The organism is Rhodococcus sp. 27YEA6, assembly GCF_044908235.1.
In the GTDB taxonomy this organism is placed as follows: Bacteria; Actinomycetota; Actinomycetes; order Mycobacteriales; family Mycobacteriaceae; genus Rhodococcus_F; species Rhodococcus_F qingshengii.
Genome location: NZ_JBIYCY010000007.1, coordinates 120003 through 132805 on the forward strand (window position 1 = coordinate 120003; position 12803 = coordinate 132805).

Annotated in this window: 11 protein-coding genes; 8 read left to right on the top strand and 3 right to left on the bottom strand. The window is 60.5% G+C overall.

Annotation, left to right across the window (positions count from 1 at the left end; all coding sequences use genetic code 11):
• The 5 genes from ABH939_RS19465 to ABH939_RS19485 all read left to right on the top strand — a co-directional run bounded on the left by ABH939_RS19465 (position 1) and on the right by ABH939_RS19485 (position 5824).
• On the top strand, positions 1-795 hold the full coding sequence (locus ABH939_RS19465) for a WecB/TagA/CpsF family glycosyltransferase (RefSeq protein ID WP_042452261.1): 795 nt from the start codon (positions 1-3) through the stop codon (positions 793-795).
• Positions 796-892: 97 nt separating this feature from the next.
• Complete coding sequence (gmd, locus tag ABH939_RS19470) at positions 893-1924, top strand: GDP-mannose 4,6-dehydratase (RefSeq protein WP_007726640.1); 1032 nt, start codon at positions 893-895, stop codon at positions 1922-1924.
• Entirely contained in the window at positions 1921-2889 is a 969-nt protein-coding gene (locus tag ABH939_RS19475; RefSeq protein WP_076948814.1) for a GDP-L-fucose synthase, read from the top strand. The genes gmd and ABH939_RS19475 overlap by 4 nt, the downstream gene beginning before the upstream one ends.
• Positions 2890-2944: 55 nt before the next feature.
• Positions 2945-4270, top strand: a complete 1326-nt coding sequence (locus ABH939_RS19480; protein WP_404649984.1) for a UDP-glucose dehydrogenase family protein — start codon at positions 2945-2947, stop codon at positions 4268-4270.
• Between the two features lie 129 nt (positions 4271-4399).
• Positions 4400-5824 (top strand): polysaccharide biosynthesis tyrosine autokinase, encoded by a 1425-nt coding sequence (locus ABH939_RS19485; RefSeq protein ID WP_404649986.1) that lies wholly within the window; start codon positions 4400-4402, stop codon positions 5822-5824.
• Here ABH939_RS19485 and ABH939_RS19490 read toward each other — a convergent pair.
• Complete coding sequence (locus tag ABH939_RS19490; RefSeq protein ID WP_058038968.1) at positions 5796-6320, bottom strand: protein-tyrosine-phosphatase; 525 nt, start codon at positions 6318-6320, stop codon at positions 5796-5798. The two genes, ABH939_RS19485 and ABH939_RS19490, sit on opposite strands and share 29 nt — an antisense overlap.
• 108 nt (positions 6321-6428) lie before the next feature.
• On the opposite strand from ABH939_RS19490, the gene ABH939_RS19495 reads away from it, so the two are divergent.
• The 3 genes from ABH939_RS19495 (at position 6429) to ABH939_RS19505 (ending at position 10856) form a co-directional block, all read left to right on the top strand.
• Positions 6429-7748 (top strand): UDP-glucose dehydrogenase family protein, encoded by a 1320-nt coding sequence (locus ABH939_RS19495; RefSeq protein ID WP_404649987.1) that lies wholly within the window; start codon positions 6429-6431, stop codon positions 7746-7748.
• 149 nt (positions 7749-7897) lie between these two features.
• Positions 7898-9580 carry an Hsp70 family protein gene (locus ABH939_RS19500; protein ID WP_404649988.1) on the top strand — a complete coding sequence of 561 codons (1683 nt, stop codon included), beginning with the start codon at positions 7898-7900 and terminating at the stop codon, positions 9578-9580.
• A 442-nt stretch (positions 9581-10022) separates the two neighbouring features.
• Complete coding sequence (locus ABH939_RS19505; RefSeq protein ID WP_404649989.1) at positions 10023-10856, top strand: glycosyltransferase family 2 protein; 834 nt, start codon at positions 10023-10025, stop codon at positions 10854-10856.
• Between the two features lie 18 nt (positions 10857-10874).
• On the opposite strand, the gene ABH939_RS19510 is transcribed toward ABH939_RS19505, so the two are convergent.
• Both ABH939_RS19510 and ABH939_RS19515 read right to left on the bottom strand, forming a co-directional pair.
• Positions 10875-11561 (bottom strand): DUF998 domain-containing protein, encoded by a 687-nt coding sequence (locus ABH939_RS19510; RefSeq protein WP_081557499.1) that lies wholly within the window; start codon positions 11559-11561, stop codon positions 10875-10877.
• Entirely contained in the window at positions 11558-12718 is a 1161-nt protein-coding gene (locus tag ABH939_RS19515; protein ID WP_404649990.1) for a hypothetical protein, read from the bottom strand. Before ABH939_RS19515 ends, ABH939_RS19510 begins: the two co-directional genes overlap by 4 nt.
• Positions 12719-12803 lie beyond the last annotated feature (85 nt).

Sequence of the window (12803 nt, forward strand, 5' to 3'; positions counted from 1 at the left end):
ATGAGCAGTCCGTTCGAGGTCATCGAGGTGGGTGGCATTCCGTTTGCCGCGACCAATCTCGAGAGAGCTACCGATTGGGTAGTCAACGACAGACGAGAGGGAGCAGGAACCGGAGTCTCCGTGAGGTTGTCGAATTCCTACTGCGTGTCGGCGGCGCACAGTGATCGCGACTACTCCGCGGTTTTGAAGGGTCCGGGTGTGAACTTCGCAGACGGAACCCCGGTCAGCTGGGTGATGCGCCTGATCGGCGGCACCGCCGATCACGTCGGTGTTCGACCAGTCCGGGGTCCGTCGTTCTTCGAGGCCACCCTGGACAAGGGACGCCGCTACAGCCTTCGTCACCATTTTGTCGGCACGACAGAAGAGACGTTGAATCTCTTGACGGATCGAGTCGAGGAGTTATACCCGGGAATCAAGGTGGCCGGCACATATGCCCCGCCGTTTGCCGCGTTCAGCAAGGAGTTCGTCGACGACATCATCACGAAGATCGATCCGACGTCACCGGACATCGTGTGGGTCGGTCTGGGTGCGCCGAAGCAGGACTTTGTCACGAAGGCGATAGCGGATCGAACCGACTACGTGGCCGTCGGTGTCGGCGCTGCCTTCGACTTCTTGGCCGGAACTGTTTCGGAGGCACCATCTTTCGTCCAGAACTCGGGTTTCGAGTGGTTGTATCGACTTGTATCCGAACCCAAACGTCTGTGGCGGCGCTACCTGTTCGGTAACTCGACATTCATACGGCTGGCATCACGTGACATACGAAAAGTCTTCGGCCGTTTGGGGGGACGCGCATGAGCGAGATCAAGACTGCCGAGCGATTCGGAGGACTACGGACCACGACCGTGGTTTCGCAACTATCAGGCGGGCTGTCCCGCAACGGAAGGAACGCAGGATGAAACGCGCACTGATTACCGGAATCACGGGGCAGGACGGCTCTTACCTTGCCGAGTTGCTGCTCTCCAAAGGCTACGAGGTTCACGGACTGATCCGTCGATCCTCGACGTTCAACACTTCGAGGATAAACCACATCTACGTTGACCCGCACGATGCGGATGCTCGACTTTTTCTTCACTACGGTGACCTCAGTGACGGAGCGCGCCTGGTGACACTACTCGCGCAGATCAAGCCGGACGAGGTGTACAACCTCGCTGCGCAGTCTCACGTCAGGGTCAGCTTCGACGAACCCGAACACACCGGGAACACCACTGGCGTCGGGTCGATCCGACTACTCGAAGCGGTTCGGATGGCCGGACTCGACTGCCGGTTCTACCAGGCGTCGAGTTCCGAGATGTTCGGTGCCACACCGCCACCGCAGAACGAGGAGACACCGTTCTACCCACGTTCGCCCTACGGTGCGGCGAAGGTGTACTCGTACTGGATCACCAAGAACTATCGTGAGGCATACGGGATCTTCGCTGTGAACGGAATTCTGTTCAATCACGAATCCCCTAGGCGTGGTGAGACATTCGTGACGCGCAAGATCACGCGCGCGGTCGCACGCATCCAGGCAGGTATCGAGGATCATCTGTACATGGGCAATCTCGATGCGATTCGCGACTGGGGATATGCGCCGGAGTACGTGGAGGGAATGTGGCGCATGCTGCAGGTCGACGAGCCTGAGGATTTTGTGCTCGCCACCGGTGGCAACTACTCGGTGCGCGACTTCCTGACCGTCGCGTTCGAACATGCAGGTCTGAACTGGGAAAACCACGTTCGATTCGACGAACGGTATCTTCGGCCGACCGAGGTGGACGCACTGATCGGGGATCCGAGTCATGCCGAGCGCAAACTCGGTTGGAAGGCCGGCGTGCACACACCCGAACTGGCCCGGATCATGGTCGAGGCAGACATCGAAGCGCTCGAACACGAAGGGCGACCGTGGATCGACACTCCGGCACTTCCCGACTGGTCGGCGACGCGATGAGTGATTCATTCGCAGCGCGACCACTCGATCGAGGCGCACCGTTCTACGTGGCCGGCCACCGAGGTCTGGTCGGCTCTTCGGTGTGGCGACACCTGGAATCTGCGGGCTTCACCAGGTTGCTCGGAAAGACGTCGGCCGAACTCGATCTACGTGACCGGGAAGCTGCTTTCGATTTCTTCGCCCGCGAAAAGCCGACCAACGTGATCCTCGCAGCAGCAAAAGTTGGGGGGATTGCGGCGAACAGCACTTTCCTCGTCGACTTCCTGTCGGAGAATCTGCGCATCCAGGTGAACGTGCTCGACGCTGCCCTCGCACACGGCGTCGAGCGTCTCCTGTTCCTCGGATCATCGTGCATCTACCCGAAATTGGCACCGCAACCGATCAAGGAGGAATACCTGCTCACCGGGCATCTCGAGCCGACCAACGACGCCTATGCAATAGCAAAGATCGCGGGAATACTCCATGTTCAAGCTGCCAGGCGGCAGCATGGTCGCCCCTGGATCTCAGCTATGCCCACCAACCTGTACGGCCCGGGAGACAATTTTTCGCCGCACGGATCGCACGTACTTCCCGCCCTCGTTCGGCGTTACGACGAGGCGCAGTCGTCGGCAGTCCAGTCGGTTGTCAACTGGGGGAGTGGCAATCCGCGACGTGAATTCCTGCATGTCGACGACTTGGCGTCGGCGTGTCTGCATCTGCTCGACAACTACGACGGTGCATCGCATGTCAACGTGGGAACCGGCGAGGACCACACAATTCGCGAGATCGCCTCGATGGTCGCCACGGAGGTCGGATACACCGGCGAGACGCAGTGGGACACCTCGAAGCCTGACGGAACGATGCAGAAACTGCTGGACGTGAGCATGATTCGGGAACTCGGATGGCGGCCGACAATCGGATTGCGCGAAGGAATCGCGTCGACGATCTCGTGGTACCGCGACAACATCGGTGCCGTACGTACCTGAATCACTTTTCCCATCAACACACTTCGCACACTCTCGAGAAAGCAGATCGAGCAACATGAGCACTCGCATAGCAGTATTCGGCACGGGATACCTGGGCGCGACACACGCGGCCTGTATGGCCGAACTCGGTCACGAGGTCCTCGGAGTGGATGTCGATGCGGCAAAGCTGGAGAAACTGGCAGCAGGTGAAGTTCCGTTCTACGAGCCAGGGTTGGGCGAGGTCCTACGAAACAACATCGATCGAGGGCGACTGAAGTTCACGTCGTCGTACGACGAAGCCGCAGAATTTGCGGACGTGTTCTTCCTCGGGGTCGGTACGCCGCAGAAGAAGGGTGAGTTCGCCGCGGACATGGTCTACGTGGATGCCGTGATCGAGACTTTGGCGCCGCTGCTCACCAAGCCCTCGGTCATCTTCGGCAAGTCCACGGTACCGGTGGGCACCGCGGAACGGCTCGGCAAACGCGCGCGGGAACTGGCACCGATCGGTGACGGCGTCGAAGTCGCGTGGAATCCCGAGTTTCTCCGTGAAGGATTTGCCGTCCAGGACACGTTGCACCCGGACCGACTTGTGCTCGGAGTCGATCGAAATGTCCGCGGTCGAGCGGAATCTGTTGCGCGCGAAGTTTATGCAGAGCTCCTCGATGAGGAGATTCCGTTTCTCGTCACGGACCTTGCGACGGCGGAGTTGGTGAAAGCGTCAGCGAACGCTTTCCTGGCCACCAAGATCTCGTTCATCAACGCCATCTCCGAAGTGTGCGAGGCCGCGGGCGCCGACGTCACAGTGCTCGCCGACGCGATCGGGCACGACGTTCGGATCGGACGTCGATTCCTCAACGCGGGAATTGGTTTCGGCGGAGGGTGTTTGCCGAAGGACATCCGCGCCTTCATGGCTCGCGCCGGTGAACTCGGTGCCGATCAAGCACTGACGTTCCTGCGCGAAGTCGACAACATCAATATGCGCAGACGTACACGCATGGTCGAACTGGCGCGGGAGGCATGCGGATCGCTTCTCGGTGCGAGAGTCGCAGTTCTGGGTGCCGCGTTCAAACCGGACTCGGACGACGTTCGTGATTCGCCGGCGCTCAACGTCGCGGGTCAGATTCAGCTCCAAGGTGCTGCAGTGAACGTGTACGACCCAAAGGCCATGGACAATTCGCGCGCGCTGTTCCCGACGCTGACCTACTCGGCAAATGCATTGGAGGCCTGCGAAGGTGCCGATGTCGTCCTGGTATTGACCGAGTGGCCCGAATTCTTGAAGTTGCAGCCGTCCGATCTCGATTCGGTGGTTCGCAAGAAAGTGATCGTCGACGGGCGCAATTGCCTTTCCCACGACGAGTGGCGAGGCGCAGGTTGGAACTACCGCGGACTGGGACGCCCGTGAGCACAGGACGTCTCGTCCGTCGCAGCTGATCTATATCGAAATGAGAAAGCCCGGTTCGCCCTCGCGGTCCGACCGGCAAAGACCGCTCAGACCCGCAGTGGACATGCGTGAGCCGAAGGAGACATCAAGATGGAAATTGTCGACTACCTGAAGATATTGCAAGCCAGATGGCGAATAGTCGCTGCTGTAACCGTGCTCGGAATCCTGGGAGCCCTTTGCGCTTCTCTTCTTTCGACGCCCGTTTACCAGGCCTCGACGAGGCTGTTCGTTTCGACGTCGGCGGGTACCTCGGTCAACGAGGCACTGCAGGGCAGTCAACTTTCACAGCAGCGAGTTCTGTCCTATACAAAACTCCTGACCGGCCGAACACTCGCACAGCGGACGATCGACGAACTGGGACGGAGGGTGGTCGGCGGGATGTCGGCTGACGAGTTGGCCTCCAAGGTCACTGCGACGTCGGCGCCCGACACTGTGTTGATCGACCTCGCAGTCAAGGACGCGTCACCGGAACTCGCACGCGAGATCGCGAACACTCTCTCATCCGAATTCGTGGCATTGGCAAAGGAACTGGAGACACCCGAGAACGGCGGAACACCGCCTGCACGTGTGGTCGTCGAACAGCAGGCTCAACAGCCGACTGTTCCGGTGTCACCCAAGACTTCGCGCAACCTCGCGCTCGGCGCGGTGGCGGGACTGGTTGTGGGGATCGCGCTTGCGTTGATTCGTGATCGACTCGACAACACGGTGAAAGATCGTCGAACTGTAGAAGAGATCGCGGGTTCGGCGATGGTGGGCACGATCCCGTTCGACAAGGACGTCGAAGTCAATCACGCGATCGCTTTCAGTGACGGAAGTTCCGTGAGTGCCGAAGCCTTCCGTGAGTTGCGCACCAACCTTCAGTTCCTCGAGGTGGACCATCCACCGCGTGTCATCGTCGTCACGAGTTCGCTTCCCTCCGAAGGTAAGACGACCACGGCCGTGAACATCGCTCTCGTCTTGGCGGAGGCCGGCAAATCAGTGTGCCTGATGGAAGGCGACCTCCGGAAGCCGCGAGTATCGAAGTATTTGGGATTGCTCGGAAGTGTCGGCGTCAGTTCGGTGCTCTCCGGTCAAGCGACGCTGGACGATGTGCTTCAGCCGACCGAGTTCGACGGGCTGACAGTGCTCGCCTCCGGACCGATCCCGCCGAACCCGAGCGAACTACTCGGCACGGACACGGCCAAACATGTTCTCGAGGAACTGCGGGCGCGATACGACTACGTCATCATCGACGCCTCGCCGTTGCTACCCGTCACGGATGCCGCGGTCCTGGCCGCGATGTCGGACGGTGCCCTGGTGATCGCCCGACACGGCTCCACGAAACGCGATCAACTGGCGCGCGCGGTCGGAAACCTACAGAGTGTGGGTGCGCACGTCCTGGGCACTGTCATCACGATGACGCCGTCTCGCGGACGCAATGCGTACGAGTACAGCTACTACTACGAGTCGGACAAGTCGCTACCGCAGTTGACCGCGGTGCCCGCGCTCAACGCTCACCGAAGCGAAGTCGGCTGAGCAGCGGGCCGAGGAGATCGGCGATCTCGAGTCCGATCTCGTGAAACACGTTCTCTTCCTTACCCATCGGATCCATGACGTCCTCGGGTTCGGTGGCACGAAATCGGGGTCTGGCGGCGGCGAGGTCCTCGACAGTTCCTGCATCTGCGAGCGAGCCCAACCGTGCGGCTTCTCGAAGTGTGAACGTGCGCTTGAGCCGCGCCGGAGCCATCGCCAGGACTTTGTCTCGCTGACTTTCGGTCATCGTGAGAATGAGGTCGGCGTCCGAGGCCAGCGCTGTTGTCATGCGTCGGGCTTGAAACTCCGTGGGGTCGCCGCCGAGCCCCGCGAGAACCCTCGCAGCAGTCGGCTCGATCGGGTGTCCGACCATCGCCCGGGTTCCGGCACTCGACGCGGTGAATCCGGTGACCCCGGCTTCGGCGGCATAAGCACGTGCAAGGCGTTCGCCCGTGGGTGATCGGCAGATGTTTCCCGTACAAACGAAGAGAACGTGCATGGCAGAAGCATAGGTTGCACACGCGACACACTCGTCGTACGCCCGATGTTGGTTTCGCGCCCACCTGGCGTACGCGTTTCGGAAAGTTCGGACGCATACCAACAACACATGAAGATGACCGTGTTCGGAACGGGATACCTGGGGGCGACCCACGCAGTGTGTATGGCCGAACTTGGCCACGACGTGCTGGGAGTCGACATCGACCAGTCCAAGGTCGACAAGTTGTCTCGTGGGGAGGTCCCGTTCTTCGAGCCGGGTCTGACCGACATGCTGGAGAAGAATCTGGCGTCGGGTCGGCTGCAGTTCACGACTTCCTACTCCGATGCCGCGGATTTTGCGGACATCCATTTCGTCGGTGTGGGGACGCCCCAGAAGAAGGGGGAGTACGCCGCAGATCTGAGTCATGTTCATTCGGTGATCGACATGTTGGCGCCGTTGTTGCGAAAGCCTTCGCTGATAGTCGGGAAGTCGACGGTGCCGGTAGGCACGGCAGCGGCTCTCGGCGAGCGGCTCCGAGCGACTGCGCCGGCGGGTGGCTCGGTAGAAGTGGCCTGGAATCCGGAGTTCCTGCGTGAAGGACACGCGATCGCGGACACCTTGAGCCCTGACCGGTTGGTTCTGGGGATCGATCGTGACCGGCCGGGAAACGCCGAAGGCCTTCTTCGCGAGGTGTATGCCGAGATACTGGACGCAGGGGTGCCCTTCCTCGTGACCGATCTGGCGACGTCCGAGTTGGTCAAAGGATCTGCGAATGCGTTTCTCGCGACCAAGGTGTCCTTCATCAATGCGATTGCGGAGGTGTGCGAGGCGACCGGGGCCGACGTCACGATGTTGGCCGACGCTCTCGGGTACGACGCTCGGATCGGTAGGCGATTCCTCAATGCGGGCTTGGGGTTCGGCGGTGGTTGCCTGCCGAAGGACATTCGGGCGTTCATGGCACGCGCCGGGGAGTTGGGTGTCGACCAGGCGCTGTACTTCCTCCGCGAGGTCGACAGCATAAACATGCGACGACGGACAAAAGCTGTGGAACTGGTGACGGCAGCCTGCGATGGCAGTTTGCTGGGAGCTAACGTGTCGGTGCTGGGAGCCGCGTTCAAACCCGAATCCGACGATGTACGCGATTCGCCTGCGCTCAACGTTGCAGGAATGATGCAGTTGCACGGGGCGGCGGTCACCGTTTTCGATCCGAAGGCAATGGATAATTCTCGCCGACTGTTTCCCACCCTTCACTACGCAACCTCCACGTCAGAAGCTTGCAGGAATGCTGATGTGGTCTTGATCGCCACTGAATGGGACGAGTTCGCCTCACTGATGCCCGCCGATTTGGAACCACTCGTTCGGCGGCGGGTGATCGTTGACGCCAGAAATTGCCTCGATCCGGACCTGTGGCGCGCCGCCGGTTGGAACTATCGCGGATTGGGGCGGTAGGTCGAACGTCCAGGTAGCGAAAAAATAGCTGCGAGAAGGCCTTAGGTGAGATGCGCGAACCTCGCAGACCATGCCCAGTGGGTAGACTTCCGGCCGGGGAATGACGGGGTCTGGTGACGGAACCCGTCGACGGTCGACGAAGGTGGATCATGAACTTGGTTTTGGGTGTGACGGTGGGAGCCAGCGCTGTGCGTTTGGCGCGCCCGGGGACGCCCGACCACAGTGGTCCGGTGTTCCGATCCAGAGCGGTCGATCGAGGCCGCGAGATTCCGGAGGAAGTCGCAGCAGAGGCAACCGGCGTGGCCTTGACCGAGAATGCCGACCTCGGCAGCAATACGGTCGTCGCCTACCGGGATCAAGCACAGGCCGGAGCACTCCAAACAGCGTTCGAACAGAAAGGCATCCACAGCTTCGAGCTGGTTCCCGAAGTAATCGCGACGCTTCGAATGCTCGAGGAGTCCGGTGCGTTGACCGACCAGAGCACACTCGTCGTCGTCGACATCGGTAGTTCTGGATCGACGATCAGCATTGTGGACAGGCAGATGCGGTCTACCGTCGTCACCGCCCGGTCGACGCGGGTCAGTGGAGATCACTTCGACGAGCTCGTCTACTCGGATCAGACCGTGCGTCGCCGTATAGCTACGCCGGCCGACCCGGGCGGCGATGCCGAACTGCAGGCGCGATGCCGACTCGCGAAGGAACAGCTGTCCTCACGAAGTGCGGTGTGCCTGCCCGGCCCCGGCGGGCTTCTCCTGCTGTCGCGGGAAGTTTTCGATTCGTTGGTCGTCACGTCGGTGGAGGCCTTCGCACGCGAGATACGAGAGGTCATCGCAACGTCCGGCCGTAACCCCGACGCGATTCTCCTGATCGGTGGCGGTGCACGCATTCCGATCGTGCGGGCGACCCTCGCCGCGTGGCTGGAGTGCCCCCTCATCGCGCCCGAGCAGCCGGAACTCGTGACTGCGCAAGGTGCTGCGCTGATCGCGGAGTCGTCGATGACGCCATCGGCGCGCGCGGTATCTGCCCCGGTTCAGGTTCCGGCTGTAGCGCCGATCTTTGCGCCGTATCCGATCCACACCCCGGCGGAGGTACCTGTTCCGGTTCAGGCGTTCAGCCACGGAGGGGTCGCAACGCTCGCGGAATCGGAGCGGCCGAATGCCTTGTCCGAAGTCACTTCCGGCACGAAGTCCGTTCCGCAAGAACAGGTGCCGAGCCCTTACGCGGTGGAACTGCCTCAGCCGCGACCGAACCGACACGAGCAACGATTCGATCCGGCCGCAGATCTCGTGGTCGCCGACAGCGACCCGGCCACGGACGGATTCAGCACAGAACGTGACGCAGACACCGAGGCCGTGATGGTTGACGCCCAGGCGTACTCGGCGATGTACGAAGGCGAGGGACCCGGAGCAGGAACCGCACACCCGTCCTGGCTCGCCGGGACACAACCCGTTGAATCGACATCCAAAGAGCCGAGAAACCCGCTACGGTTCGCGGGCCTCGGCGCCGGTGTGATCGCGGCGATCGTGATCGTGGGGTTGGGATTGGGCTACGGAGGAAAGGTCTTCGATTCCGAGGACGCCGGACCCGTGGCAACCGAGGTGACCACGACGGCACCGACGACCACGACTACTCCGCCGCCGACGACCACAACGACCGCGCCCCCGACGACGACGGAGGAAGCCCCTCCGGTCGTCGAGGCTCCGCCAGTCGTGCAGGACACTTACGTGCCTCCCGCGCCCGCGCCCGCGCCCGCGCCGCCACCGCCGGCGATCTACATCCCGGGGCTTCCGCCGATTCTGTTGCCGGTTCTCCCACCGATTCCCGGACTCTGAGCAGTTGATTCCTGGACCCTGAGTCGCCGATTCGTGGACTCTGGGGCCGGTTGGGCTGTTCCTGACGGGCGGCGCGGCCTTCGCAAAGCAGGTCCGGTGATCGACTTCACAGGGTTCCCGAAGGCTGGATAAGCAAATTTCTGGCTACTTTACTTTGGTACCGAATTTCTTTGCTTTCGTGTTCCAATAACCGGGTTGTTGGTCTCTTTTCGCCCAAAAATTCAGGCAATTCCCCCTTTGAGCTGTAATTATTCGCCTTGCGAACAGTATCTTGCGACGATTTGGCTTATGCGAACGAGGTCATGGTTTGCGCTCAGACGGATGACTATCCCGTGCATTCGGCGCAGATTCGTGTAGGTTTCGATTTGCTGATTGGTAGCGATTCGATGAATCTGTATCGATTGAGCATCACTGTGAGGCACACGACCGAAGGAAGCACATCATGGACAACGACGCCCCTGCGGCAGACGAGCGTATGCGTTCGGCGACGATGCGCCCCCGTGTCACGGTGATCGTGCCGGCGATGAACGAGGCGAAGAATCTGCCTCACGTGGCTGCTCAGATGCCGAAGGGAATCGACGAGATCGTGTTCGTCGATGGAAATTCGGTTGACGACACCGTCGAGGTCGCCACGATGTTGTGGCCCGACGCCACGGTGATCACACAAACGCGCAAAGGAAAAGGAAACGCCCTGGCGTGCGGGTTCGAGGCGGCGACCGGCGACATAATTGTCATGATCGATGCCGACGGGTCCACCAACCCCGGCGAGATTCCGCTCTTCGTGCAGGCACTCGTGGATGGGGCCGACTTCGCCAAGGGTTCGCGATTTATCGCAGGGGGTGGAAGTTCGGACATCACAAAGTTGCGGCGGCTAGGCAACTACGGCCTGAATTCCCTGGTGAATATCCTCTTTCGTACGCATTTCACAGACCTTTGCTATGGGTACAACGCGTTCTGGCGCAATGCACTCGACGTCATGCAGCTCCCGGATACAGACATTGCTGCAGCTCAGTGGGGTGACGGATTCGAGATCGAGACGTTGATCAATGTTCGTGTAGCTGCCGCCGGATTGGGAATTGCGGAAGTCGGAAGCTTCGAGGCCGATCGAATTCACGGTGTCAGCAACCTCAATGCCTTCTCTGACGGAATGCGCGTGCTGCGTATCATCGGGATGGAGTGGCGCCGCCGACGCAGCGCACGCAGGGGCGCTACCTCGCGTCGCTCCAGCCCTCTCGACCCGCAAAAATTGACGTTGCCTGAGTCGATCGTCAGCTGAAGCAGGTTGGAGCGCACATTAAATCGGTTCCTGTTCGCGTCTGGTTGCCGGTTCGGTACCCAGGACCGTCGCCAGCGCGATCAGTCCGATCAGTGACGGGTACACCGTGAACCTTTGGATCGTGCCCTGCCCGAGCATGCCGAGACCGCCGACTGTGTGGATGAAGTAGGCGCTCAGTCCGAGTACTCCGGCTGCGAGGGCGACCCATTTTGCTGCCGACGGTCTGCGGAGCGTCCGGGACGAGGTCGCGATCATGATCACGGCGGTGTTGGCAAAGACGAAATACATGTTTGCGCCGATTCCATGGAGGATCGATCCGCGGTCGAGGGGCGACACGGCGATCAGGATCAAACCGCTTGCCGACACGAGTAGAAAGGAGCCTTCTGTAGGCGATACGACTCGCGACTTCCACCACAGAAGTGTGCCGACAGATATTCCCAATGCAGTGGTCACGAAAGAAATGTTCATCAACCAGTACCAACTGCACACGCCCGCACGACTGTCGCAGACACGAACACCTAGTTCGCTTACGAATTGATTGCGGCGCGAGTAGTTTCCTCGCCAGCTCCACGCGGTCAAGAATTCACACACAAAAAACAGGGATGTCGAAATCCATGCGTATCTGGCGAACAGTTCGATAATGTGCGAGGATTTGCCATTTCCTTTGTTTGTGACGAATTCTTCGTTGTAGTCCGAGTGGATCATTCAGCGATTCCTTCTCTGAAGAACTTCAGTGGATTTTTGCATGCATTCTCGAATGCGGATCCGATTCTTTCGGCGTCGAATACATTGTCGTGAAACGAAAACGAGACATTGTTCAAGGTTCCCAGTCGTCCGACTGCAATCACGATATGTTCGGGACTTTCAGGTAACAAGGTCGCGATATAGACAGATTCCTTCGGGGTGCCGGTCAATGGAAAATTCTTGAACTGCGGAGCGCCTGACATATCGCTGTAAGCGATGCGCGCACGAGGGTGTGCCGGAGCGCTCGTCACAGCGTCTCCCACCGGCTTGCGCGTAATGCGACCGAGTCGGGACTTTACTGAAGTGGCGGCGAGATTGAGCAGCGGTCGACCCGAATCGGCCGCAGCGGAGATACCGTCCCCGACGGATGCAGGTGAGCCCGCATCGTCGAATGACAAGTCCAGGCCTGCCGCGAAGTTGGAGAGCGTCCGGTGGTTCTCGGGGAGGTACCGCCTGGCGTCGAACAGGACCTTCACGGTGTTGTCCACCTTGATACCTTCCTCTCGAAGTGCGCGCACTATGGAGGCGAAGAAGATCGACGACAACGACGCGGGAACGGCGTTTGCTTTCCTCCAAGCTGCGAGATCACCAAGCGCAGTGGGTGACGATGTTGCGAATCCGACGTGATGGGAAGGTTGCCACTTCGCTGTAATTGGTTGTGAAGAAACCTCTTTTGGTCTCCCTGCGGTCACGCTGCGGAGAAGCTTGCCGGGGCTCGACGCATAAAGATTCCAGGAGGCAGCCGTCAGCGGGAATCGTGTCGGTTGTAGCGCAGTGCACCATTGTGGGACTTTGCCGGTACGCGTCGCAGGGTCAGCGAGCGCGCGCGTGAGATTGACTGTGGTCTGGCCGTCTCCCACTCCGTGTGCAAGTCGCACGATCAGGTATCGGCCGCAGACCGTCACCGCAATAGGCAGCGACACGTCGGCCAGGCGGACCGCAGCGGCGAGGGTGGCAGGTAGGTCTTGTGTGTGAACAGCAGGGATTTCGTGCACGCCGCGCTGCAGTGAGTCCGGTTCGAACACCCAATTCCGAGTTCGACTGCTCGGGATCAGTCCGACTCGCGCGTGTGGGCCCGCGGACGCGATCGTGCGGAGCGCAGCGCGAACTCCTTCCACACCTCCATGGTCGATTGGCCCCATTGCGACTAATGTCCAGTTTTCAACCATGGCAACGTCGAGATCGGTAACTTTGTAGCGCGTG

Bases quoted from the DNA above. Each gene is read 5' to 3' on its own strand.
- ABH939_RS19500 (WP_404649988.1), top strand. From the start codon at position 7,898: ATGAACTTGGTTTTGGGTGTGACGGTGGGAGCCAGCGCTGTGCGTTTG.
- ABH939_RS19505 (WP_404649989.1), top strand. From the start codon at position 10,023: ATGGACAACGACGCCCCTGCGGCAGACGAGCGTATGCGTTCGGCGACG.
- ABH939_RS19510 (WP_081557499.1), bottom strand. From the start codon at position 11,561: ATGATCCACTCGGACTACAACGAAGAATTCGTCACAAACAAAGGAAAT.
- ABH939_RS19480 (WP_404649984.1), top strand. From the start codon at position 2,945: ATGAGCACTCGCATAGCAGTATTCGGCACGGGATACCTGGGCGCGACA.
- gmd (WP_007726640.1), top strand. From the start codon at position 893: ATGAAACGCGCACTGATTACCGGAATCACGGGGCAGGACGGCTCTTAC.
- ABH939_RS19495 (WP_404649987.1), top strand. From the start codon at position 6,429: ATGAAGATGACCGTGTTCGGAACGGGATACCTGGGGGCGACCCACGCA.
- ABH939_RS19475 (WP_076948814.1), top strand. From the start codon at position 1,921: ATGAGTGATTCATTCGCAGCGCGACCACTCGATCGAGGCGCACCGTTC.
- ABH939_RS19465 (WP_042452261.1), top strand. From the start codon at position 1: ATGAGCAGTCCGTTCGAGGTCATCGAGGTGGGTGGCATTCCGTTTGCC.
- ABH939_RS19490 (WP_058038968.1), bottom strand. From the start codon at position 6,320: ATGCACGTTCTCTTCGTTTGTACGGGAAACATCTGCCGATCACCCACG.
- ABH939_RS19485 (WP_404649986.1), top strand. From the start codon at position 4,400: ATGGAAATTGTCGACTACCTGAAGATATTGCAAGCCAGATGGCGAATA.